Source organism: Bacillus cereus group sp. MYBK5-2 (assembly GCF_051915685.1).
Lineage (GTDB): Bacteria > Bacillota > Bacilli > Bacillales > Bacillaceae_G > Bacillus_A > Bacillus_A cereus.
In genome coordinates, this window is record NZ_JBQAFE010000011.1 from 23,269 (window position 1) to 46,814 (window position 23,546).

Sequence of the window (23,546 nt, forward strand, 5' to 3'; positions counted from 1 at the left end):
TTTCGCTTTATACATCCCCTATCTTTCGGATACACTAAATAATATAAGGTTTTAAAGGAGGTATTTTTGCTTGGAAGAAATCACACAAGAACATATTGATAAGTTGTTATTATTTATGAGAGAAGAAGCGTATAAACCGCTAACGATACAAGAGTTAGAAGAGGCATTTGGAATTGAAGGTTCTGAGGGCTTTAAAGATTTTGTAAAAGCACTTGTAATGATGGAAGAGAAGGGACTTGTTATTCGTACACGTAGCAACCGTTACGGTCTTCCTGAAAAGATGAATTTAGTAAGAGGTAAGTTAATTGGACATGCACGTGGTTTTGCATTCGTTGTACCAGACGAGAAGAAAACTGGAGATGATGATCTTTTCATCCCGCCTACAGAGTTAAACGGTGCACTTCATGGCGATACAGTATTAGCACGCCTTAGTTCCCAATCGAGTGGTTCACGTCAAGAAGGGTCTATTGTACGCATTTTAGAACGTGGAACGAAAGAACTAGTTGGTACATATACAGAATCGAAAAACTTTGGATTTGTTATACCTGACAATAAACGCTGGACAAGTGACATTTTCGTATTGAAAAGCGCATCAATGGGTGCTGTAGAAGGCCATAAAGTAGTTGTAAAAATTACGAGCTATCCAGAGAATCGTTTAAGTGCGGAAGGTGAAGTTATTCAAATTCTAGGTCATAAAAATGATCCAGGAGTAGATATTTTATCTGTCATTCATAAACATCACTTGCCTTTAGCGTTCCCTGAAGAAGTGATGGAACATGCCAACAGTGTACCAGAAACGATTTCAGAAGAAGATTTAAAAGATCGCCGTGACTTACGTGACCAAATGATCGTAACGATTGACGGTGCAGACGCAAAAGATTTAGATGATGCTGTTACAGTAACGAAACTTGAGAACGGTAACTACAAGCTAGGCGTTCACATTGCGGATGTAAGTCATTACGTTCAAGAAGGTTCTCCAATTGATGTAGAAGCAGCGGAAAGAGCGACGAGTGTGTATCTTGTTGACCGTGTAATTCCGATGATTCCACACCGTCTATCTAACGGTATTTGTTCATTAAATCCGAAAGTAGACCGTCTGACATTATCTTGTGAAATGGAAATCAACAACTTAGGTGATGTTGTTAAACACGAGATTTTCCAAAGTGTAATTAAAACGACAGAGCGTATGACTTATGCTGACGTAAGAAGCATTTTAGAAGATGAGGACGAAGAGTTAATTAAGCGTTATGAGCCGCTCGTACCGATGTTTAAAGAGATGGGTCAATTGGCACAAATTTTACGTGAAAAACGTATGCGCCGTGGTGCAATTGACTTTGACTTTAAAGAAGCGAAAGTATTAGTGGATGAAGAAGGAAAACCGACAGACGTTGTCATGCGCGATCGTTCTGTATCAGAGAAGTTAATTGAAGAATTTATGCTTGTTGCGAATGAAACAGTAGCAGAGCACTTCCACTGGATGAACGTACCATTCATGTACCGTGTCCATGAAGATCCGAAAGAAGATAAGTTAGAGCGTTTCTTCGAGTTTGTAACGAACTTCGGATATGCGGTAAAAGGGCGTGCGAATGAAGTACATCCTCGTGCGCTGCAACAAATTCTTGAAATGGTTCAAGGGCAGCCAGAAGAAGTAGTTATTTCAACAGTAATGCTTCGTTCTATGAAGCAAGCGCGTTACGATGCGGATAGCTTAGGACATTTCGGTTTATCAACTGAGTTCTACACGCATTTCACATCACCAATTCGTCGTTACCCGGATACAATCGTTCATAGATTAATTCGTGAATACATTATTAACGGTAAAGTCGACAACGAAACGCAAGCAAAATGGCGTGAAAAATTACCTGAGATTGCAGAGCATTCTTCTAATATGGAACGTCGTGCTGTTGAAGCAGAGCGTGAAACAGATGAGATGAAAAAAGCAGAGTATATGGTTGATAAGATCGGTGAAGAGTATGACGGTATGATTAGCTCTGTAACAAACTTCGGTTTATTCGTAGAGCTTCCAAATACAATTGAAGGTCTTGTACACGTTAGTTATTTAACGGATGATTACTACCGTTATGACGAGCAACATTTCGCTATGATCGGAGAACGTACAGGAAACGTATTCCGCATCGGTGACGAAATTACAATTCGCGTTATTAACGTAAACAAAGACGAGCGTGCAATCGACTTTGAAATCGTTGGCATGAAAGGCACACCTCGCCGTAAGTTCAAAGATCGTCCAGTCGTTATCGAGCAGCCAAGAACAGGCAGAAAGAAACGCGGTGGACGTAGCGAGCGCAGTAATGAGCGCGGCGGTGAACGTGGCACAGGTAGAAAATTTGACCGTGGTGGTAAAGGAAAAGGAAGAGGATCTGCATCTGCATCCGCTTCTGCTAGCCAGCCGGGAAAAAAAGATGGTAACGGTAAGAAGAAAAAAGCATTCTTCGAAAACGTACCAGGATTCAAGAAGAAAAAGAAAAAGCGTAAGTAAGAAAAGAATGGCTTCGCTTTGATAAAAAGCGAAGCCATTCTTTTTTCTTGGTGGCTTGAGAGCGAGCCACTTTCGCTTTTTGATGGAATCTAGCTACAGTGGCTAGAATCTGTTGGCCATTTCACTCCCTCGGACGAAGCAAAAAGCGCTTCTCTGTCGGGAGTTCCAATGTCCAAAGATTCTGAGCGAGCCACTTTCGCTTTTTATTAACATTTGTTACAATAGTAAAAATAGAGGAGGGACGTTATATGCCAAAGGGTACAGGTAAGGTTATTGCACAGAACAAAAAAGCATTTCATGATTATTTCATCGAAGAAACATACGAAGCAGGGCTTGTCCTTCAAGGAACGGAAATTAAGTCGATTCGCGCTGGACGCGTAAACTTGAAAGATGCGTTTGCACGTGTACATAATGGTGAAGTATGGGTTCATAATATGCACATTAATACGTACGAACAAGGGAATCGTTTCAACCATGATCCACTTCGTACGAGAAAATTACTTCTGCATAAAAAAGAAATTGATAAACTAGCGGGCGCTGCGAAAGAAACAGGTTACGCATTAGTTCCACTTAGAATTTATTTGAAAAATGGATTTGCAAAGATGGCACTTGGTTTAGCAAAAGGTAAGAAGCAATACGATAAACGTCACGATTTAAAAGAGAAAGAAGCTAAACGTGAAATTGCACGCGCGTTCCGTGATCGCCAAAAGATGTAATACAGATATTTACATTTGTAAAATGGAGCGCGTATGTTATAATAATTTATGTAAGGTTGTTGCACATTGAAAAACAGCTCTTAGTAGCTATCACGATATTTTCTTCGTATGCTCCATTTTTATCATGGGGACGTTACGGATTCGACAGGGATAGTTCGAGCTTAGGTTGCGAGTCGAGGGGATCGGCCTCGTTAAAACGTCAAAGCCTATAATTGGCAAACAAAACAATCTTTCTTTAGCTGCTTAATTGCACTAAAGGTTCCTCCCTCCATCGTCCATGTGGTAGGGTAAGGGACTCAAACTAAGTGGACTACGCCGGAGTTCGCCGTCTGAGGACAAAGGAAGAGAACAACCAGACTAGCAACTTGGAAGCCTGTCGATAGGCCGAAGAGTTCGCGAAATGCTAATATATCGACTACACTCGTAGAAGCTTAAGTGCCGATATTTTTGGACGTGGGTTCGACTCCCACCGTCTCCACCAATACATATTTGGTGGTTTTTTTATTTTGTATAACAGGAAGCATAACTTTGCATGATGTGCAGGTTTATGCTTCTTTTTTGTTATGTAAAGATATGCTTCTTCAAAGTGATATTAATTAATAATTCATGTTGTTTTAGAATAAAGTTTGTTCAAGTTAAGCAAATAACCTTGATAAACAAACAAAAAGAAAAAAGCGTGTTTTGAAAAAAGTTTGTTCAAAACACGCCCTTAATATTTTCAATTGGTTTATTCTTTTATAAAAAGTTGGATCATTTCCTATCTATATTGCTCAACAATTCCACCCTATAACTTAATAAGAAAACCTTTTATTCAAATACAACCATTTCTCCGACATCTATAAATCCAAATCGCTTATAGATATTTTTCCCATCATCTGAAGCCTGTAATACAACTGGTTTTTGTTTATCTGTTGTTTGATTTAGAAGAAATTGAAACATTTCACTGCCAATTCCTTTACCTCTAAATGTTTCTTTTGTCATCACATCATAAATACCATAACTATCTTTGCTTTCTATTAATAAACCAGTAGTTACAGGCATGTCATCTATGCATCCAATAAACATTTGAACTTCTGAACCTAATTTTACTTGTGAAAACTTATTAAAATAACTTTCTAATGCATCTTTTTCTGGTGTACCCTCAAATAAGCTCATGAATACGTCTATATATTTTAAAAGTTCTTCATTATTTTTCACATTAGTAATCATAAGTTGATGGGAAATTCTTTGATCAACATTAAGAGTATTGTCAAGTTTCATCATTACATTACGTTCCGCTTCTTTTAGGTCATATTCTTGCATAAGTTTTGTCCAATCCTCAGTTAAATACTGAGCATCAATCCAAATACTAAAGGGATATTTTTTATATGAAAAATTATCGATTCCATGTCTAATCTTAACTGCATTTTTGATATTTGGAGATTTCGGCAATACAACATTGAATGTATCAGTAGGAATTTCTGTATTTGCTATGATGAAATCTTCTTCCTTTGTAAGTTTTCCACTAACTGTATGAGTAAATACTTTTAATTTTTCTTCCAAATTGTTTATTACTAATTGTTGATTTGTAATCATGTTTTTGCACCTTTCAATTCAATTTAGCGCGCTTTTTTTTATTATAAGGTCAACTAAACACTAAATATACAGTGTTCACAGTATTTACATCCTCCCATAATATTCAGAAAACATTGAAGTGATTTGTTTTCTAGATTTAAAGTAATAGAAAGAATACCGTTTTTTCATTTTGTGGTTTTATAAAATGCTTAAGTTGATGGGAATCGGGCGGTACCTCTGAAACAGAAAATGAAGAACTAGTTATTGATGAAAAGCAGATAGATACTATAGCTGACCGTAAACGCCCAATTGGTGAGGTCTCATTAAAATTTCACTTTATTCAAATCTCTATATGTTTTGTGTTTTTATCCATACCTATTGTAAGATTATATAGAGTTCTCCTAATAAACTGTTTTAATGGATTATTTAGGGGTTTTAAATTTATAAATCTTAAATTATTTTTTTGGGATAATTTTTTTATCTAAATAATTTATATTGAAGTAGAGGTGAACCATCGGTGAAGCAGGTGTTGGTGATTAAAAATGAACGGTCTTCAGCAAAGAAAATCGTAAGCGGTTTAACGCAAGAAGGCTACTTCATTTTAAAACTTCACAATGAAAACGAAGGTTTAAATATAATATATGAACAAGATTGGGATATTATCATATTGGATTGGGATTCATTAAGTATATCTGGACCAGAAATTTGCAGACAAATACGACTTGTTAAAACGACACCGATCATTATTGTGACTGACAATATTTCTAGTAAGGATTGCGTAGCAGGGTTACAAGCAGGAGCAGATGATTATATAAGAAAACCATTTGCGAAAGAAGAATTAGTAGCAAGAGTTCAAGCAATTTTAAGGAGAAGTGATTGTAACCAGCAAAAGGAGATAAACTTTTTTCAGTTTAAAGATCTCTTTGTTGATGCATCTAGCAATATTGTGAAAAAAGGTGGCAAAAACCTCTCGCTTACTAAGCGGGAGTACGATTTACTTGTATTTTTAATCAAGAATAAAAACACAATATTGAGCCGTGAAATGCTTTTGAATCAAGTATGGGGATATAATATAGTAGTAAATCCAAATGTAGTAGACTTATATATTGGGTATGTAAGGAAAAAGTTAAAGTGCGAGAAGAAAGAGAGATATATTCAAACGATACACGGCAGAGGCTATTCAATGATTGAATGATAAAATAAGGTAATAGAAAACGAGTAAAACTATTTCATTCAGTTTTACTCGTTTTTTTGTTAAATGTGATAATCAAATAGTTTCTGAGAAATATTAATAGATGAAAACTGTAAAAAGAATATTTCTATTAGGCAATGGATTATGAAAACATTAGCTATTAATGAGCATCTTTTGGGTAGTGTGGAGGGGACGATTCTAGCTCGCATTAGTTGAGACCAGATCTACTGAAAGTGTCTACTCGAAAAAAATCGACACGCTCTGAAGAATAAAGGTTAATCAATACGCCCGACTTCACATATTACTTTCTATGCCTGATTTTATGAATTCACACCATTCACAAGATTTTCACAGAATTAATGACTATACTAATTAACAGGATGTTCAAATGAAAATGATTATCAATAGCGATTCAATTGAATAAAAGTTACCTTCTAATTCAATCTATAGATGTCATCATTTTCGAAATAAATTACACTATAAGGAGTATACATATGAAAAAATCTATGCTTTTAAAATTAGTGAGTATTCTAGCAGTTTTCACTTTAATGTTAGTAGCTTGCTCAGATTCAAGTAAAGAAACTTCGAAGGCTAATAATAAAGATAATGGTAGTGATAAGCCAAAAACGGTTGAAATCACTGATGCTCATGGAACTGTTAAAGTACCTGTAAACCCAAAGAATGTAGTTGCTTTGGATAACAGAACTTTTGAAACTTTATCTGATTGGGGAATTAAATTAGCGGCTGCTCCAAAGGATATCATGCCTGCTGATTCAGCATATAAAAAGGATGAAAAAGTTCAAAATATTGGGAATCACCGTGAACCAAATCTAGAAATTATTGCAGCGGCAAACCCTGACCTTGTAATCGTTGGTCAAAGATTTGCTGACCATTACGAAGAAATCAAAAAATTAGTACCAAATGCAGCAGTTATTGATCTTAATTTTGATGTTTCTGAGAAAGCTACTAAGCCTGGCGAAAACTTAGTAAAAGGACTTAAAGATTCTACAGTTACTTTAGGAAAAATCTTTAATAAAGATAAAGAAGCTAAACAATTAGTAGCTGATTTTGATAAATCTATTGAAAAAGCAAAATCTGCTTATAACGGAAAAGATAAAGTTATGAGTGTTATCGTTACTGGTGGTAATATTGGTTTTGCTGCGCCGCACTCTGGTCGTGTTTGGGGGCCAATGTATGAAATTTTCGGTTGGACTCCAGCGTTAGAAGTTTCAAATTCTACTGCAGGTCATAAAGGTGATGACGTTTCTGTTGAAGCTATTGCACAAACAAATCCTGATTGGATTTTCGTATTAGATCGTGATGCTGCAACATCTGATGCAGCTAAGTCAACACCTGCTAAGGATGTTATTTCTAAATCACCTGCTCTTCAAAACACAACTGCTGTTTCTAAAAAACAAGTTATTTATGCACCAGAAGATACTTACACAAATGAATCAATTCAAACTTATATAGAGTTATTTGGAAATATGGCAAAAACTTTAGCTAAGTAGTGTAAAGGGGTACGAAACAGTGTCAAAAAATATGATTTCTAGGGTTGAGAATATTTCTCAACCCCAGTTTTATAATCAAAATAAAATATGGACAAAACCTTTTATAATAGCAGTTATAGTTGTTATAATTTTAGGGATTATATCACTGTTTACTGGAGTTTATGATATACGTGGACAAGAGGACGGGACAGAGATGTTTTTCATAACTCGTGTTCCGAGAACAGCTGCATTAATGCTTACTGGAGCTGCGATGGCGATGGCAGGGCTCGTCATGCAACTCATTACACAGAATCGCTTTGTTGAACCTACTACAACGGGGACTATTGAATGGTCAGGCTTAGGCCTGCTTTTTGTGTATTTATTATTTCCTGCCCCGACTTTAGTTCAAAGAATGACTGGTGCAATCATTTTTTCTTTTATAGGAACTATGATTTTCTTTCTATTTTTAAGAAGAGTTAAGCTTCGTTCGTCTTTAATTGTTCCGATTATTGGATTGATGCTTGGAGCAGTAATTTCTGCAGTGTCTACTTTTTTAGGACTCCTTTTTCAAAAGACGCAAAGTATTGAAACTTGGTTTGTAGGTTCATTTGCTAACATTCAGGTGGGAAGATATGAATATTTATGGCTGATTGTTATCATTACTTTTCTTATTTTTATGTATGCTAATAGATTGACTTTAGCTGGACTAGGAGAAGATGTCGCAACAAGTCTTGGAGTTAATTACAATAGAATTGTTCTTTTTGGGACTGCTCTTATCTCTGTTGCAGTTGGAATTGTTGCAGCAGTTATTGGACACTTACCTTTCTTAGGATTAATTGTGCCAAATATCGTTTCAATGTTTAGAGGTGATGATCTTAGGAGTAATTTACCTTGGGTTTGTGTGATCGGAATGGGATCAATAACTGCCTGTGACATCATTTCTCGAACAATTATACAGCCTTTTGAATTACCTGTTTCTTTAATACTTGCAACAGTGGGAGCAGTCGTGTTTATTACTATTTTATTGAGACAAAGAAAACCAAGGAGGCTACGATGATCACATTAGAATATAGAAAAAAAGAAAATGTCGAAATCGATCCTAGCCTTCATAATGAAAGTAGATCAGCTAGCGCTTTTCGGTCTAAGAAGGAAGCAAGACGTTATTGGATTTTACTGATAACATTGATTGCTTTAGGTCTTCTTTCTTCATATGGACTTTTAGTTTATAACAATCCAGTTCCGATAGATTCACCTTCTTTTATCCCAGTCGTTAAGAGAAGGATAGTAGCTATTGTTGCAATGATTATTGCTGCGGTTTGCCATAGCTTGTCGACAGTTGCTTTCCAATCTATTACGAATAATAAAATTATTACTCCTTCACTTTTAGGTTTCGAATCACTTTATTCAGCAATTCAAACGAGTACAGTATTCTTCTTTGGTGCTAGTGCGTTAATAAATTTTAATGGAATTGGCTCATTTTTATTCCAAGTTGTTGTTATGGTCTTCATGAGTTTAATACTTTATGGATGGTTACTTTCCGGTAAATACGGGAATTTACAACTTATGCTTTTAGTTGGAATTATTATTGGTACCGGGCTAAATTCTGTGTCAACTTTCATGAGAAAACTACTTGCGCCTTCAGAATTTGATATTTTACAAGCAAGATTATTTGGTTCTGTTAATCATGCAGATCCTGCATATTTTCCTATTGTAATTCCTATGATCATAATTGTAGCGGTATTAATTTTTGCTCATTCTAAGAATTTGAATGTTTTGTCACTAGGAAAAGATGTTGCTACTTCTTTTGGAGTTAAATACCAACCTAGTGTAATTTATACGCTTGTATTAGTAGCTATTTTAATGTCCATTTCAACAGCTCTAATTGGGCCACTTACTTTCTACGGCTTTTTAGTGGCAACTTTGAGTTATCAGGCAGCGTCAACTTATGATCATAGATATATTTTTCCGATGGCTTTTGCTATAGGATTTTTAATAATGACGAGCGCATACTTTTTAATGTATCATGTATTCCATGCTCAAGGTGTAGTTTCAGTTATTATTGAATTATTTGGTGGAATCATATTCTTAACTATAGTTTTAAGGAAGAGGGCTTTATGATAAAAATTGATAATGTTAAAAAGTTCTATACTGATAAGGTAAAAATAGGACCTTTGGATATTGAAATACCAAAAGCAGGCTTTACTTCTTTAATTGGACCAAATGGTGCTGGAAAGTCAACAACACTTTTGATGATTGGCAGACTTTTAGATATGGATGAAGGCCAAATTCAAGTAGCAAATATGGATGTTTCTGAATCTAAATCGAAAGACTTAGCAAAAGTTTTGACTATATTGCGACAAGAAAATCATTTTGTAACTAGGCTTACAGTTAGACAATTAGTTGGATTTGGGCGCTTTCCTTATTCAAAGGGAAGATTGACTAAAGAAGATGAGGTTATCATTTCTAAATATATCGATTTCTTAGATTTAACTAGTTTAGAGAATAGATATTTAGATGAGCTTTCTGGTGGTCAAAGACAAAGGGCATATGTAGCGATGGTATTGTGCCAAGAGACGGAATATGTACTTTTGGACGAACCTCTGAACAACCTTGATGTTGCTCGTTCTGTTCAAATGATGGAGCATTTAAGACGTGCAGCTAATGAATTTGGAAGAACAATTTTGACTGTTATGCATGACATAAATTTTGCAGCTAAATACTCGGATAAAATTTGTGCTATGAAAGATGGACAAATTGCTGCTTTTGGAACAGTAGAAGAGGTTATGGACTCAACACTTTTGACAGATATTTTTGAAACAAAAATAGAAATTATTAATGGTCCTTATGGGCCGATCGCAGTTTATTAGTTATAAAATGTGAAAAAATACTGTAGCTTGCGTAGATTATGCAAGTCACTCTAGTTGAAGTTGCTGTCTGTATTTTATAGGCAGCAGCTTTTTTTATGTGATTACTTATAAAATGCAAAAGAATGCTTCACCTTTTCAAGTATGTACCAAACGAAAAAAATATCTCTGTATAATTTTTTAAAAGAATTCAGCTTGTTTTTTGTATATGTAATATTGCATATCAGAGTGTATTGATAAAAGTGTAAGGGGTCACTATAATGAGGGCATAAAGATAAATCACATTTTCGTAGCAATAAAAAGGAGGAAATAATATGGAAATCGCAATGGCAGTTTTAAAATTTGTAGGTGGCGTAATCCCGTTAATTCAAGAACTTTTAAAAGCATTTATGTAAATTTATTAGTTAGCAATCATTATTATATTTTACTAAAAAAAGAACGGGGTGATTTTTCTGAATATTAAGAAAAACACTAAAAGAAGAAAGTTCCTTGCATGTTTATTAGTTAGTCTATGCACTATTAATTACTCATCTATTTCCTTCGCAGAAACACAAGCAAGTAATGCAACTGATGTAACCAAAAATGCTAGTGACATTGATACTGGTATAGCAAATCTTAAATATAATAATCAAGAGGTTTTAGCTGTAAATGGTGATAAAGTAGAGAGTTTTGTTCCGAAAGAAAGTATCAATTCAAATGGTAAATTTGTAGTAGTAGAACGCGAAAAAAAATCACTTACAACGTCACCAGTCGATATTTCAATTATTGATTCTGTAGTGAATCGCACGTATCCAGGAGCTGTACAACTTGCAAATAAAGCTTTTGCAGACAATCAACCGAGTTTATTAGTGGCTAAGAGAAAGCCTTTGAATATTAGTATAGACTTACCGGGCATGAGAAAAGAAAATACAATCACTGTCCAAAATCCGACATATGGTAATGTAGCTGGAGCAGTAGACGATTTAGTATCTACTTGGAATGAAAAGTATTCTACAACACATACGTTACCTGCAAGAATGCAGTATACGGAATCCATGGTTTATAGTAAATCGCAAATCGCAAGCGCTCTTAATGTTAACGCTAAATATCTTGATAACAGTCTAAACATTGATTTTAATGCGGTTGCAAATGGAGAGAAAAAAGTGATGGTAGCGGCGTATAAGCAAATATTTTATACGGTAAGTGCTGAACTACCTAACAATCCATCCGACCTTTTTGATAATAGCGTTACTTTTGACGAGTTAACTCGAAAAGGCGTAAGTAATTCGGCTCCACCTGTTATGGTTTCAAATGTAGCTTATGGTAGAACGATTTATGTAAAATTAGAAACAACATCTAAGAGCAAAGATGTACAAGCTGCTTTTAAAGCCTTACTTAAGAATAACAGCGTTGAAACAAGTGGACAGTATAAAGATATTTTTGAAGAAAGTACCTTTACTGCTGTAGTATTAGGCGGAGATGCGAAAGAGCATAACAAGGTTGTTACTAAAGATTTCAATGAAATCCGAAATATCATTAAAGATAATGCTGAATTAAGTCTTAAAAATCCAGCATACCCAATTTCATATACAAGCACTTTCTTAAAAGATAATGCAACTGCTGCTGTTCATAACAATACAGATTATATTGAGACGACAACTACAGAATATTCAAGTGCTAAAATGACACTTGATCATTACGGTGCTTACGTTGCTCAATTTGATGTATCTTGGGATGAATTCACATTTGACCAAAAGGGTAACGAAGTACTAACACATAAAACGTGGGATGGTAGCGGAAAAGACAAAACGGCTCATTACTCTACAGTTATCCCTCTTCCACCGAACTCAAAAAATATAAAAATTGTAGCAAGAGAATGTACAGGTCTTGCATGGGAATGGTGGAGAACAATTATTAATGAACAAAATGTTCCATTAACAAATGAAATAAAAGTTTCAATTGGAGGAACAACATTATATCCAACAGCTAGTATTAGTCATTAAGTATAAAAAAACACTTTTTCCACGGAAGAGGTGTTTTTTTTTTAGGAATACAAATAAAATTATTTTCAAAATATGTGGTTGGAATTCAATTAAACGCAATTTTAGTGAATACATTTTAAAGTCTTGCAATCAAATCAATCTTGATATATAGTTTAGTTAAGTAAACTAAATTAAAATGTATTCGGAGGTTTTGAAATGGAAAAAGAAATAATTTCAAACGAAAATAAACAAAAAAAGCCATTGCTTTTTAAAATTGGAATAGGACTTTTAATCATATATGTTCTACTTTGGGGAAGTGCTTTAATCATACCATTTACTTCACTTTCGACGCAGGTAAAGACCATTGTCATTCCAGGGTGTATAGTAATAGGAGAAATTCTATTTTTGATAGGTGCTGTCTTTGTTGGAAAAGAAGTGGTGGCAAAATATAAAAAGTATTTAAACCCGAAAAATTGGAGAAGAAAAGGTGAGAGAGAGAAGTATGATAAATAAAAATATAGCTGAGGAAATCAATCAAACGCTTGAAGAACTATGGATATTACTTGAAACGAAAGAAAGATCTTATACGAATTTCAATTTAAATAATCAGCAATATACGTTGTTAACATTAATTATTCGGTACCCATCATCCACTCCTAAAGAGTTAGCTGAAAAAATGAATGTGACGAAAAGTGCCATTAGTCAACAGTTAGTGAAACTTGAAACGGAAGGATATATTTTCAGAAGGCAACATGCAGAAGATAAACGTGCATTTTCAGTTGAATTAGGTGAGAAAGGCTTGTTATATAAAAAAGAAATGGACGCATATATGCAACAGGTTTCTGAAAAATATTATGCAAGTTTATCACCTGAAGAATTAACAAATCTTTTATCAGCGCTTCAAAAGCTAACGAAAGTAATTGATGAGCTGTAGTGGTTGTTAAGGTTCAATTTTTATCCTATTTGTAAGAAGAAGCATAAAATGCCGTTTTGGTTACCTTATGCTTCTTTTCGTTTATAGATGATTTATGTTTCGAATAATAAGAAAGATCCTGCAACTCAGTACAGGATCTTTATCAAACGTTTTTAAAAGCTAAATTGTGGTTTCATATCACCTTTATAAGGCTCATGTTCAACGAATATAGTTATATCCTTACCAGCTTGGTCTTTACCAGTTCTTTTATACGTAAATTTATTCTTATTTAGTTCAGTAAGCTCAAGAGCAGCACCGTATTTATTATTTCCAATGGAAACATGGGCTCTTATTTTATTTTCGTGTACAACATCGAAGTAGCCATAATCACCGCGGCTTTGACCTGTTTCGCTATTGAAGAACTCATATTTATTAGATTTGTCATCAAATTTTGCTAGGCTTATAAAATTCGAATTAAACTGTGTTACATCGTTACCAGCTTCATCTAATACCTTTGTTCCATGCCAAAGGGTACTGCCTAAAATTTTATCTCCATCAACGTTTTTAACAATATCTCCTGTAGTCGTGTTCAGCTGCTTGTCCGGATCAGTGAAAGAAAGTTCTTTTTCTTTATATGGAACATGTTCAACGAAAACTTCTACATCTTTACCGTTAGCGTCTTTCCCCATTCGTTTATAAGTAAATACATTTTTATTTAGTTTTGTCATGTCAACGACAGCTTGATACTTCATTGATTCTGAAATTAATATTCTCTTCTTCCCATCATTTGTGACAAAGAAGGTTCCTTTATCGCCACGACTTGCACCTGTTTTAGCATCAAAAAATTCATATCTGCCTGACTTTGCATCATACTTTGCAAGACCAATGAAGTTTGCATTCTCTTTTGTTAAGTCATTCTTATCTTTGTCATACACTCGTGTACCTTGCCAATTTGTCTCGCTAAGAATATTAGCCATTTTTTGCCCTTTAGTTAATTTGTTTTCCTGTTTTGTTTCTTTAGCAACTTGTTCTTGTTTTTGTTTCCCGTGATTTTCTTCAGCTTTAGTACCAGCACACCCTGTTAATACTAATGTGAATCCGAGCAGTACGGATGATAGTGCTTTTGTTTTTTTGTTCATGTTTTATCGTCTCCTTATTTTATGATTTCAAGTAGTACGGTTAGCGATTATAGTAGCAGTGCATCATATATGAACTTAGTTGCTACGTTTCTTATGTTAATACCCGACTATAAACTGCCTCTAAATAAAACATTAAAAAAAGATAAACTAATTCCTAAAATTTGTTCATATTTATAAAAAATCGCTAGCTTGCTGTAGTGCCTACGAGTAATCCAAAAAATACATTGTAAAGAAGAAGGAAAGCCGCTAATAATAATGTAATTGCTAATTGTAGCTATGCGGAAGTAATAACGTTGTGAAACGATTTTGGGGTATATAGTTTCAGTGTGAAAAAAGTGAAAGTTGCTATAAGTACAAATGGATTTTGTGGACTTCACGGCAAAGTTATAGATAGAGTGGCATTGCAGGGTTAAAAACCATAACTTTGCTGGAGGAGCGGGTTATGGTTTTTTTATGAGGAAATACGATTTTAAGTTTTTGCTGAAGGTGTTTTTCTAGGATATGCTGTGAGTGATTGGAGTGAGGTAGTGTCAGATATTGTCGACCGATCGATATATTGGAAAAATCGTTGATATATTGTGAGTTGTGATAGATATATTGGAAAAATCGTTGATATATTGTGAGTTATGATAGATATATTGAAAAAATCGTTGATATATTTGTAAAGGGGTGTTTGAGGTGATTGTGAAAGAAAGAAAAATGCCGATTTATATAAGACAGTTAGAAGCACTGCTTAGAAGGTTACCTGTACATCATCCAAAACGAAATTTAATTGGAGAAAACTTGGCAAAACACATGGCGGGGTATAAAGGGGAGCAAGCAATTGATTATCCACTTAGTTTTATTTCTGAGAAAGAGTATAGTGTTTTACATGATGTTCGCTTATCTAATCATGATCAATACTTTCAAATTGATACTATTATCATTTCCACAAAGTTTCTTCTTTTTCTTGAGATAAAAAATATAGCAGGTACATTAATGTTTGATGCAAAGTTTAATCAACTTATCCGAATAACAGAAGGAAATTCAGAGGGATTTCCAGATCCAGTTTTACAAATAAAAAGGCAAGAAATACAATTAAAGAAATGGTTAAGCTTACATGGATTTTCCTCTAGTCTTCCAATCGAGTCCCTCGTTGTTATTAGCTCGCCTCGTACCATTATAAAATCTTCAGATGACAATCTTCTTCATACAATTATTCATAGTGCAAATTTACCTCATAAAATAAAGTGGTTTGAAAGTAAATATAAGAGAAAAGTTATAGATAATGTAGATAGGCTCATTCATCAAATAATAACGGAGCATTCTCCACTTCAACAAAATATACTTGAGCAATATAAAATAGAAAAAGAGGAGTTGTTAAATGGAGTACAATGTGAGAAATGCTTAGTTATTCCAATGGTTAAAGTGAAGAAGGGCTGGCGTTGTACAAGTTGTAAAGATTTTTCAAAAGTGGCACATGAGGATGCTATACGAGATTATGCATTGCTCATTAGTACGACATGTACGAACGGTAATTTGAAAGAGTTTCTCCATGTTTCGTCGGGTATGGTTGTAAACAGAATTCTCCACACACTAAATCTCCCCTACACTGGAAACAACAAAGGACGAATATATGATTTAACTTCTTTCCAATCGTAATTTTGCTATAATAAATAAGTACTTATACGAAGGGGAGTCTAAAGAGAAAATGAAGTCATTTAATATCGATCATGTTATAGCTAGTGTTTTGCAATGGATATTAAATATAGCTTTAATTATATTATCCATTGTGTTATCGATTTTCTTAGTGAATGAGACAATTACGTTTGTGCAGTATATTTTTTCGGCAAAAGAGTATACGTCTTATAAATTGGTTGAAAGTATCATCGTCTATTTCTTATACTTCGAGTTCATTGCATTAATTATTAAGTATTTTAAATCGAACTATCATTTCCCGTTACGTTATTTTATTTATATCGGAATTACGGCCTTAATTCGATTGATTATTGTGTCTCATGAGGAACCGATGGAGACGTTATTATACGCAGGAGCAATTCTTGTTTTAGTTATTGCTTTATACATATCGAATATGAGAGATTTGAGAAAAGAGTAGTAGTGCAGACATAAGTTTGCACTACTTTTTTATATCTTGACCTTCAAGTTGCTTGAAAGTTTACAATGAAATTAGGGCGTTTGAAATCGAAAAAAATTGAGAAATTAAGTGAAGAGGTTTCTTTTACTTGGAGGTTATAGAAATGAATCAGGAATTGAAGTTACGTCCATTAGAACGAGAAGATTTAAAGTTTGTACACGAACTGAATAATAATGCGCATATTATGTCGTATTGGTTTGAAGAGCCGTATGAGGCATTTGTGGAGCTGCAAGACTTATATGATAAACATATACATGATCAAAGCGAACGCCGATTTATCGTTGAGAAAGACAATGAAATGGTTGGATTAGTTGAGTTAGTAGAAATCGATTATATTCACCGTAGAACAGAATTCCAAATCATTATTGATCCGAATTATCAAGGATATGGTTATGCAGTGGATGCGACGCGTTTAGCGATGGATTACGCTTTTTCCGTACTAAATATGCATAAGATTTATTTAGTTGTGGATAAGGAAAATGAAAAGGCAGTACATGTTTATAAAAAAGTTGGGTTTATGGTAGAAGGTGAGCTTATCGATGAGTTTTTCGTTGATGGTAACTATCATAATGCGATAAGAATGTGTATGTTCCAAAAGGCATACTTTGGCACAAAATAACTGATTGGAAGAGCTATAGATAAAATATTATCTGTAGCTTTTTTGTGATGCGAAAAAGATTTTTATTGCAAAACGATAAATAATTATTGATTTTTAATAATTTCAGGCGTATTATGATGGTAATAAAATCAGTGAGAATTAAAGGAGAGTATATGATGAAAAATAAATACGTAGTAGCTATTTCTTTCATGATTTTAGCGATTATTTCTTTAACGATACATGCTTCAAACAGTAAAGTAGGAGCGGATGGATTTCTTGAAGAACCTTTCTTTTTCCTAGTACCGATAAGTTATATATTGTTCCTTAGTGGTATTGGTATATTGCTATTTGGATTTATTATTTCAAAGCTGAAAAAGGGAAATAGCTAGGTGCTACTAATAGGGACCCAAGCACTCACTATGAAATAGAAACATACCATATGGAAGAAAAAGAATAAGTGAGATGAATCATGATGAACCATCATTTTTATAATGGAAGACAAGTAGGAGCAGCTATTACGCTGGCTGGGGCACAGGGAACAATTCATGCTATGAATCAAGCTATTCAAATGCAACAACAAGTATATTTTGCACAAATGATGCAAAATCAGTATATGCCGTATTCACAGCTTCCGATGCAAATTGTACATTACAATGTACATCCAGCTGGTATATTTTCCATTCCATATGGCGGAACATACTTCTTATGAAAAAAAGCGACTCAATAGAGTCGCTTTTTTTTTATATTCCGCCTAGCTTCATTCCAAGGAATGCGAAGAGGATACCAATTATGTAAGTAGCGCTTAAGTATAAAAGGAAAGTGCTAATATTTTTTCGATTGAGAAGTTGAACAGCTTCTAGTTTAAACGTAGAAAATGTAGTGAATGCACCCATAAATCCAGTACCTAATAATAGTTGCCAACCTGTAGTGACCCCGTTGCCAATTATATATCCAAGTAAAAAAGCCCCTGTTATATTAATAAGGAATGTAGCAAGTGGAAATTGTGTTTTATTTCTTTTCTTAAACCAATTGCTAATTGCAAATCGTGTAATCGCACCGAAAAATCCTCCTGTTGCGACTAATAAGGCTTCTATCATGAGTAATCACCTTCCGTAAGAGATTTCTTAATTAAGAAATCTCCAAGTGTATAGCCAAGGCCAGACATAATGAGGCCACCAAGTATGCTACATGATACATATAAGAAGGCTATGCTCCACTCAGAATGATTGATCAATTGCACAGTTTCTACACTAAATGTTGAAAAAGTCGTAAAGGAACCGATGAATCCAGTCCCGATGCCTGTGATAACCTCTGAAGGTAAGATGTTTAGCCGGGCGATATAAGTAGTTAGCCACGCTAAGAAGAAGCAACCGATTAAGTTAATGAGTAATGTTGCTAATGGAAATGAATGATGCCAAAATGTGGTGATATTAAGACCTAAATAATAACGAGAAAGAGCTCCTAATATACCGGCAATGCCGACGATAATATAAATCAATTTTCTCACCTCTTTAAATAGATTGCTCAAAAAAATAGACTCCTACCAGTATGTATACTGGTAGGAGTCATTAGCTAAGCAGCGTTTATGGCGAACTCCATCGCCTAGGATTATTACATATAGTGTACTAAATATACCGTTTAATTTCCAGTGAGGAGGTGGGTGTAACGTTTCTTTTTTTGATGTATGAAGGTTTTTCAAGTAATTAAAATGGGATCGATTACTTATCAACTAAATATAGTGATATACGGTTTTAATTATGATAAAATGTTTCTTATGTGTGTCGTTTCGTTTTATTTGACTGAAAATAAAGAAAAATAAATTTACGTGAAAAGGAGTCATTTATTTGAAGAAATTTTTAAAAATCGTATTTATATGTGTTTTAGTAGTAGCGGGCATTGTAGGAGGATTTCTAGCGTACATGACACTTACTAAAGAACAGCCTGCTGATATTATAAGCTTGAAGGTGGAGAATAATAAGGAGCGCGTATTAGCGACTGGAAATGAATTTAAAGTTACAACATTTAATATTGGATATGCTGGGTTAGATAAGGACCAAGATTTCTTTATGGATGGTGGAAAGGGATCTGGTTCAAGTAGTAAAGAACAAACGGAAACTAATTTAAAGAATATGCTTTCGTTTTTACAAAATGAGAATAGTGATTTTGCACTATTACAAGAAGTTGATATAAAGTCACTTCGTTCATTTGATATAAATGGACATGAATTTCTGAAAAAAGGATTACCTGATTATGTTTCGTCATTTGGCAAGAACTACGATACGAAATGGGTTCCAGTGCCAATAACAAATCCAATGGGATATGCGGAGGCTGGATTAAGTACGTTTTCTAAATACACTGTTCAAGAAGCGAAGAGGTTCCAGCTTCCTGGAATGGAGCCTTGGCCAAAGCGTTTGTTTGATTTAGATCGAGCAATTGTGGAATATAAAATTCCTGTTAATAATGGGAAACATGTTAGACTCGTAAATTTACATTTGTCTGCTTATGATGAAGGCGGGAAAATTAGAAAACAGCAAGTAGAGTACTTAAAAGAATATATGAACAAGCATTATGAAAATGGTGATTACGTAATAATGGGCGGAGATTGGAATCAATTAGTTTCAAACGCTCAATTAAGTGATCCGAAGTTCGTGAAAGAGCGTCCTGAGTGGTTAGTAGAGTTACCGAAGGACTTTACAGACGGTGGCTTTAAGTGGGCTGTAGATCCGTCTGTTATGACTGTGAGAGATGATGTAAAGAAATATGTAGAAGGTGAAAATTTCGTCACTATTATTGATGGCTTTATCGTTTCACCGAATGTAGAGATTGTAAATGTACAAGGGAAAGATTTAAAGTTTGAAAATAGCGATCATAACCCAGTAAGTGCGGTATTTAAACTGAAGTAATTGATATGTATAAGTAGAAGGTGGGACTTCATATGGAGTGGTTAAAGAGGACTTGTTTTTCTAACCTTGAGAAAGAATCACAGAAAAATCATTTATTACTGTTTATAACGATTTGTAGTTTCTTTCTTGGGATAATCGCAATTGGGTATTATGGATATATTTTTACAGAGAGAGCCATAGCGTTTTGGATTTGTGGTATTTCTGTCGTTGCATTTGGAACGCTGTTTACTTTTATAAAAAGTATGGAATCAGCGTATAAATATATCATGACATTTATGTTGCTTACAATGTCTTACATTATGGTACAAGCTTTTAATGAAAGCCCGGCTGTATTTCAAATGGTCTATTTTACATTAGCTGTTTCACTTATTTACTTAAGTGAGCGCCTCATTTTAATTCTTGGCGGGGTAGCTGTTGTGATCACATTTATCCTTTGTAGCTATTGGCCGGAGCAATTTTTTGCTTATACAGCCTCGTCTGAAGCTGCTAATTTCGCAAGTTTGTTAGCGATTGTAACAATCGCTATGTGGGGCGTCACGAAAATTGGTTCTAATCTGCTCCTTCGTTTAAGTGATGAGAAGCAAGAAGTAATGAGAAAAGCTCAGGAGTTAGAAGAGACGCAAAGACTTATTGAAGAAACAGTTGTGAAACTAGATAGTAATTTCAATCATTTAAGACAAAATATGAACACGTCAATGGAATCGATGAGTGAAATTAATTTTGCCTTTGAAGAGGTGGCAGTTGGTACGCAATCACAATCAGAGATGATGTATCGTTCGGTAGAAGTATTGAATGATATGGAGGGAAATATTGAACAAATCATCTCTCAAGTAAGAACTGCATCGGCTCGTGTGGATGAAAGCTTAGAAATTTCAAAAGGTAGTGTACATACTCTAAGAAATTTTGAAACTAACATGAGAAGTTTAAATGATGTTGTTTCACAGTCTGGAATTATATTTAGAGATTTAATGATGCAATCGAAACAAATTAATGAAATTGTAGATGTAATAACGAATATTTCAAGTCAGACGAGTTTGCTAGCTTTAAATGCAAATATTGAAGCTGCGAGGGCAGGCGAGCATGGAAAAGGTTTTGCTATTGTAGCGAGTGAAGTGTTAAAGCTTGCTGAAGAATCAAATCGTTCTGCGGGAAGAATTCAAGGGATTTTGAAGGAGTTTAGTAATCAAGCAAGTAAGGTAGAAGTGCAGGTAGAGAAGTCAGAAAGAGTACAAGAAGAATGTAACGAGATGTTAGCAAGCGTTTTAACAAATGTAACTGATTTAGGGAAGTTTATTGATGCGATTAATGAAGTAATGCGAGAGGTTGTTGTTCATCAAGAAAGTTTCCAAGTTAAAACAACGAATATCGTAAAGGATGTTACGCATGCTTCTAACGTAATTCAGCAAACTTCTACAGCTACAGAAGAAGTGCTAGCGAGTGTGGAAGAAGAAAAACATCGAAATGATACGTCAGTGAAGACGTTACAAACTGTTAGCGAGCAAGTGAAGTTGTTAGAAGATATTTTAGAAAAGTAATATTGCTTGGAAAGAGCACGAATGATGTGCTCTTTTTTCATTGAAACGAATACTTGATAGGAATTTAATTGCTTTTCTGCGCGTTTTCTGCCAAGCTTAAGGAGATAAAATTCAGCTAATAGCGGAATTAAAATACTTCAAAGAAAGAATTAAATAGGTGACGCATATGATCGAAGTTAAGACTTCTGAACTTAGTGATGGAGAATTTAATAGAGGTGTATTTGCAACTCGTGATATTAAAAAAGGTGAGTTGATACACGCAGCACCAGTTATCTCTTATCCGAATGAACAGCATGAACACATTGAGAAAACATTACTTGCTGACTACGCATTTGAGTATGGAATCAATCATACGGCAATCCTTTTAGGATACGGTATGTTATTCAATCATTCATATACACCGAATGCAACGTATGATATTGTCTTCGAGAACCATACGTTTAACTTCTATGCTTATAAGGATATAAAAGCAGGAGAAGAAATTTTAATCAATTATAATGGTGAAGTTGATAACGATGAGCTGTTATGGTTTGATAAAGAAAAAGAAGAGAACGAAAAGTAATATAAAGAGTATAAAAAGAGCACATTCTGTCGGATGTGCTCTTTTTTCATTGATGTAAATAAAGTAAAAAGTACAAAAAAATACCACTTTCTTTTTGTGTGGTATAGTAAGATACTGAGGGATAGTGTTTTGAAAAAGTCACATATTTTACAAATTGTTGTCTTTCTGATGACATGTCAAGTTTAGTAGTCCATTTGGGTTGCTTTATTATGCAATATATATTTTAATATGAGTGGCACCTCTTATAAATTAAGAGGTTTATAGGTGTCTCGAATTGATTTTGGGTACACTGTATCCACCACTTTAGGTTCTTTCATGTACGTGGGGATATTATGGGCCCGTATAACGGGATAAAATGAATATAGAAATAGAGGAATCGTAAAATGAATATGCAAGAGGTTTATAAATATTTAAGTACGGTATTGCCTGAAGGACATGTTAAACAAGATGAAATGTTAAAGAATCATACGCATATTAAAGTTGGCGGAAAAGCAGATGTTTTTGTTGCGCCTACAAATTATGATGAAATTCAAGAAGTTATCAAATATGCGAACGAATATAATATTCCAGTTACGTTTTTAGGAAATGGATCGAATGTCATTATTAAAGATGGTGGAATTCGCGGGATTACAGTAAGTTTAATTCATATTACAGGTGTTACTGTAACAGGAACGACGATTGTAGCACAGTGTGGTGCAGCAATTATTGACGTATCACGTATTGCCTTAGACCATAACTTAACGGGTCTTGAGTTTGCTTGTGGTATTCCAGGTTCAGTTGGCGGAGCATTATATATGAATGCTGGTGCATACGGCGGTGAAATTTCGTTTGTATTAACAGAAGCTGTCGTAATGACAGGTGATGGAGAGCTACGTACTTTGACGAAAGAAGCATTTGAATTTGGATATCGTAAGAGTGTATTTGCGAACAACCATTACATTATTCTTGAAGCGAGATTTGAACTTGAAGAAGGTGTACATGAAGAAATTAAAGCAAAAATGGATGATTTAACGTTTAAACGTGAGTCAAAACAGCCTCTAGAATATCCTTCATGTGGTAGCGTATTTAAGCGCCCACCAAATAACTTTGCTGGTAAGTTAATTCAAGACTCAGGACTACAAGGTAAGCGAATTGGTGGAGTAGAAGTTTCTTTAAAACACGCTGGGTTTATGGTAAATGTTGATAACGGAACAGCACAAGATTACATCGATTTAATTCACTTCGTACAAAAGACAGTTGAAGAGAAATTTGGCGTGAAGTTGGAGCGAGAAGTAAGAATTATTGGAGAAGATAAGGAATAAAGAAATACGTATGAAGATATGAATTATTTTAAAATAATATTTGGGTATTGTTGACAATTTGTTTTCAATTCAATATAATGGCTAATAATTTAACAAATAACATACGTTGAAAGAGCCCAGTAGCAGTTTGTCACTGTTAACGAGAGAGCTAGGGGTTGCTGGAACCTAGCACAAACAAACTTGCGAA

General features: G+C 34.5%; 23 protein-coding genes, 1 other RNA gene, 1 riboswitch and 1 other annotated feature (1 of these 26 running past the window's edge). Of the genes, 20 read left to right on the top strand and 4 right to left on the bottom strand.

Translation table 11 applies throughout. From position 1 onward, the window contains the following. Positions 1-70: 70 nt before the first annotated feature. The 3 genes from rnr (at position 71) to ssrA (ending at position 3,694) form a co-directional block, all read left to right on the top strand. Entirely contained in the window at positions 71-2,497 is a 2,427-nt protein-coding gene (rnr, locus tag ACTFP3_RS25920; RefSeq protein WP_088350879.1) for a ribonuclease R, read from the top strand. Positions 2,498-2,745: 248 nt separating this feature from the next. Further along, entirely contained in the window at positions 2,746-3,213 is a 468-nt protein-coding gene (smpB, locus tag ACTFP3_RS25925) for an SsrA-binding protein (RefSeq protein ID WP_001123919.1), read from the top strand. A gap of 126 nt (positions 3,214-3,339) precedes the next feature. After that, positions 3,340-3,694: a transfer-messenger RNA gene (gene ssrA, locus ACTFP3_RS25930) on the top strand. 326 nt (positions 3,695-4,020) lie between these two features. Here the strand turns inward: ssrA and ACTFP3_RS25935 are convergent. Further along, complete coding sequence (locus tag ACTFP3_RS25935; RefSeq protein ID WP_016123739.1) at positions 4,021-4,788, bottom strand: GNAT family N-acetyltransferase; 768 nt, start codon at positions 4,786-4,788, stop codon at positions 4,021-4,023. Positions 4,789-5,284: 496 nt separating this feature from the next. Here ACTFP3_RS25935 and ACTFP3_RS25940 point away from each other — a divergent pair, with 496 nt between their 5' ends. The 8 genes from ACTFP3_RS25940 to ACTFP3_RS25975 all read left to right on the top strand — a co-directional run bounded on the left by ACTFP3_RS25940 (position 5,285) and on the right by ACTFP3_RS25975 (position 13,208). After that, the gene (locus tag ACTFP3_RS25940; protein WP_000815816.1) at positions 5,285-5,962 is read left to right on the top strand and encodes a response regulator transcription factor; all 678 of its coding nucleotides are present in this window, start codon (positions 5,285-5,287) and stop codon (positions 5,960-5,962) included. A 491-nt stretch (positions 5,963-6,453) separates the two neighbouring features. Next, positions 6,454-7,470: a siderophore ABC transporter substrate-binding protein gene (locus tag ACTFP3_RS25945; RefSeq protein WP_000749447.1), complete on the top strand. Its 1,017-nt coding sequence runs from the start codon at positions 6,454-6,456 to the stop codon at positions 7,468-7,470. Positions 7,471-7,489: 19 nt separating this feature from the next. Further along, complete coding sequence (locus ACTFP3_RS25950; RefSeq protein ID WP_000042077.1) at positions 7,490-8,506, top strand: ABC transporter permease; 1,017 nt, start codon at positions 7,490-7,492, stop codon at positions 8,504-8,506. Further along, complete coding sequence (locus ACTFP3_RS25955) at positions 8,503-9,567, top strand: iron chelate uptake ABC transporter family permease subunit (protein WP_440011645.1); 1,065 nt, start codon at positions 8,503-8,505, stop codon at positions 9,565-9,567. Before ACTFP3_RS25950 ends, ACTFP3_RS25955 begins: the two co-directional genes overlap by 4 nt. Then, positions 9,564-10,316, top strand: a complete 753-nt coding sequence (locus ACTFP3_RS25960) for an iron ABC transporter ATP-binding protein (protein ID WP_000590071.1) — start codon at positions 9,564-9,566, stop codon at positions 10,314-10,316. The genes ACTFP3_RS25955 and ACTFP3_RS25960 overlap by 4 nt, the downstream gene beginning before the upstream one ends. A gap of 440 nt (positions 10,317-10,756) precedes the next feature. Further along, the gene (alo, locus tag ACTFP3_RS25965; RefSeq protein WP_326035816.1) at positions 10,757-12,295 is read left to right on the top strand and encodes an anthrolysin O/cereolysin O family cholesterol-dependent cytolysin Alo; all 1,539 of its coding nucleotides are present in this window, start codon (positions 10,757-10,759) and stop codon (positions 12,293-12,295) included. Between the two features lie 195 nt (positions 12,296-12,490). After that, positions 12,491-12,787, top strand: a complete 297-nt coding sequence (locus ACTFP3_RS25970; RefSeq protein WP_000409981.1) for a transporter suffix domain-containing protein — start codon at positions 12,491-12,493, stop codon at positions 12,785-12,787. Continuing rightward, a complete protein-coding gene (locus ACTFP3_RS25975) occupies positions 12,777-13,208 on the top strand; it encodes a MarR family winged helix-turn-helix transcriptional regulator (protein ID WP_000608841.1) in 432 nt (143 codons plus the stop codon). Before ACTFP3_RS25970 ends, ACTFP3_RS25975 begins: the two co-directional genes overlap by 11 nt. Before the next feature lie 152 nt (positions 13,209-13,360). Here the strand turns inward: ACTFP3_RS25975 and ACTFP3_RS25980 are convergent, their stop codons facing one another. Next, positions 13,361-14,326, bottom strand: coding sequence for a DUF4822 domain-containing protein (locus tag ACTFP3_RS25980; RefSeq protein WP_197323711.1), 966 nt, complete (start codon positions 14,324-14,326; stop codon positions 13,361-13,363). A 684-nt stretch (positions 14,327-15,010) separates the two neighbouring features. On the opposite strand from ACTFP3_RS25980, the gene ACTFP3_RS25985 reads away from it, so the two are divergent. The 5 genes from ACTFP3_RS25985 to ACTFP3_RS26005 all read left to right on the top strand — a co-directional run bounded on the left by ACTFP3_RS25985 (position 15,011) and on the right by ACTFP3_RS26005 (position 17,767). After that, positions 15,011-15,967 (top strand): nuclease-related domain-containing protein, encoded by a 957-nt coding sequence (locus ACTFP3_RS25985; RefSeq protein ID WP_002184034.1) that lies wholly within the window; start codon positions 15,011-15,013, stop codon positions 15,965-15,967. Positions 15,968-16,016: 49 nt separating this feature from the next. Then, the gene (gene psiE / locus ACTFP3_RS25990) at positions 16,017-16,421 is read left to right on the top strand and encodes a phosphate-starvation-inducible protein PsiE (RefSeq protein WP_000834708.1); all 405 of its coding nucleotides are present in this window, start codon (positions 16,017-16,019) and stop codon (positions 16,419-16,421) included. A 142-nt stretch (positions 16,422-16,563) separates the two neighbouring features. Continuing rightward, positions 16,564-17,079: a spermidine N1-acetyltransferase gene (speG, locus tag ACTFP3_RS25995; RefSeq protein WP_001071091.1), complete on the top strand. Its 516-nt coding sequence runs from the start codon at positions 16,564-16,566 to the stop codon at positions 17,077-17,079. A 116-nt stretch (positions 17,080-17,195) separates the two neighbouring features. After that, entirely contained in the window at positions 17,196-17,447 is a 252-nt protein-coding gene (locus ACTFP3_RS26000) for a DUF3955 domain-containing protein (RefSeq protein ID WP_326035818.1), read from the top strand. An 80-nt stretch (positions 17,448-17,527) separates the two neighbouring features. After that, entirely contained in the window at positions 17,528-17,767 is a 240-nt protein-coding gene (locus ACTFP3_RS26005) for a DUF3947 family protein (RefSeq protein ID WP_326035819.1), read from the top strand. A gap of 31 nt (positions 17,768-17,798) precedes the next feature. Here the strand turns inward: ACTFP3_RS26005 and crcB (ACTFP3_RS26010) are convergent, their stop codons facing one another. Beyond that, on the bottom strand, positions 17,799-18,155 hold the full coding sequence (gene crcB, locus ACTFP3_RS26010; protein WP_000568587.1) for a fluoride efflux transporter CrcB: 357 nt from the start codon (positions 18,153-18,155) through the stop codon (positions 17,799-17,801). Beyond that, entirely contained in the window at positions 18,152-18,556 is a 405-nt protein-coding gene (crcB, locus tag ACTFP3_RS26015; protein ID WP_000639315.1) for a fluoride efflux transporter CrcB, read from the bottom strand. The genes crcB (ACTFP3_RS26010) and crcB (ACTFP3_RS26015) overlap by 4 nt, the downstream gene beginning before the upstream one ends. 54 nt (positions 18,557-18,610) lie before the next feature. Beyond that, positions 18,611-18,670, bottom strand: a riboswitch (Fluoride riboswitch). Positions 18,671-18,902: 232 nt separating this feature from the next. Here crcB (ACTFP3_RS26015) and ACTFP3_RS26020 point away from each other — a divergent pair. From ACTFP3_RS26020 to murB, 4 genes are all read left to right on the top strand, one after another. Next, complete coding sequence (locus tag ACTFP3_RS26020) at positions 18,903-19,961, top strand: endonuclease/exonuclease/phosphatase family protein (protein WP_086412647.1); 1,059 nt, start codon at positions 18,903-18,905, stop codon at positions 19,959-19,961. Positions 19,962-19,993: 32 nt separating this feature from the next. Next, positions 19,994-21,496 (top strand): DUF4077 domain-containing protein, encoded by a 1,503-nt coding sequence (locus tag ACTFP3_RS26025; protein ID WP_000455083.1) that lies wholly within the window; start codon positions 19,994-19,996, stop codon positions 21,494-21,496. 166 nt (positions 21,497-21,662) lie between these two features. Next, the gene (locus ACTFP3_RS26030; protein WP_000573649.1) at positions 21,663-22,058 is read left to right on the top strand and encodes an SET domain-containing protein; all 396 of its coding nucleotides are present in this window, start codon (positions 21,663-21,665) and stop codon (positions 22,056-22,058) included. Positions 22,059-22,441: 383 nt separating this feature from the next. Continuing rightward, positions 22,442-23,359, top strand: coding sequence for a UDP-N-acetylmuramate dehydrogenase (gene murB, locus ACTFP3_RS26035; RefSeq protein ID WP_001057102.1), 918 nt, complete (start codon positions 22,442-22,444; stop codon positions 23,357-23,359). A gap of 97 nt (positions 23,360-23,456) precedes the next feature. After that, positions 23,457-23,546: a binding site (T-box leader), on the top strand (it continues 126 nt past the right edge of the window).

Coding starts and splice junctions, on each gene's coding strand:
- smpB (WP_001123919.1), top strand. CDS start 2,746: ATGCCAAAGGGTACAGGTAAGGTTATTGCACAGAACAAAAAAGCATTT.
- ACTFP3_RS25975 (WP_000608841.1), top strand. CDS start 12,777: ATGATAAATAAAAATATAGCTGAGGAAATCAATCAAACGCTTGAAGAA.
- ACTFP3_RS26025 (WP_000455083.1), top strand. CDS start 19,994: ATGGAGTGGTTAAAGAGGACTTGTTTTTCTAACCTTGAGAAAGAATCA.
- ACTFP3_RS25955 (WP_440011645.1), top strand. CDS start 8,503: ATGATCACATTAGAATATAGAAAAAAAGAAAATGTCGAAATCGATCCT.
- ACTFP3_RS26000 (WP_326035818.1), top strand. CDS start 17,196: ATGGTAATAAAATCAGTGAGAATTAAAGGAGAGTATATGATGAAAAAT.
- ACTFP3_RS25960 (WP_000590071.1), top strand. CDS start 9,564: ATGATAAAAATTGATAATGTTAAAAAGTTCTATACTGATAAGGTAAAA.
- ACTFP3_RS25935 (WP_016123739.1), bottom strand. CDS start 4,788: ATGATTACAAATCAACAATTAGTAATAAACAATTTGGAAGAAAAATTA.
- ACTFP3_RS25970 (WP_000409981.1), top strand. CDS start 12,491: ATGGAAAAAGAAATAATTTCAAACGAAAATAAACAAAAAAAGCCATTG.
- ACTFP3_RS25945 (WP_000749447.1), top strand. CDS start 6,454: ATGAAAAAATCTATGCTTTTAAAATTAGTGAGTATTCTAGCAGTTTTC.
- psiE (WP_000834708.1), top strand. CDS start 16,017: ATGAAGTCATTTAATATCGATCATGTTATAGCTAGTGTTTTGCAATGG.
- speG (WP_001071091.1), top strand. CDS start 16,564: ATGAATCAGGAATTGAAGTTACGTCCATTAGAACGAGAAGATTTAAAG.
- ACTFP3_RS26005 (WP_326035819.1), top strand. CDS start 17,528: ATGATGAACCATCATTTTTATAATGGAAGACAAGTAGGAGCAGCTATT.
- murB (WP_001057102.1), top strand. CDS start 22,442: ATGAATATGCAAGAGGTTTATAAATATTTAAGTACGGTATTGCCTGAA.
- ACTFP3_RS26030 (WP_000573649.1), top strand. CDS start 21,663: ATGATCGAAGTTAAGACTTCTGAACTTAGTGATGGAGAATTTAATAGA.
- ACTFP3_RS25980 (WP_197323711.1), bottom strand. CDS start 14,326: ATGAACAAAAAAACAAAAGCACTATCATCCGTACTGCTCGGATTCACA.
- crcB (WP_000568587.1), bottom strand. CDS start 18,155: ATGATAGAAGCCTTATTAGTCGCAACAGGAGGATTTTTCGGTGCGATT.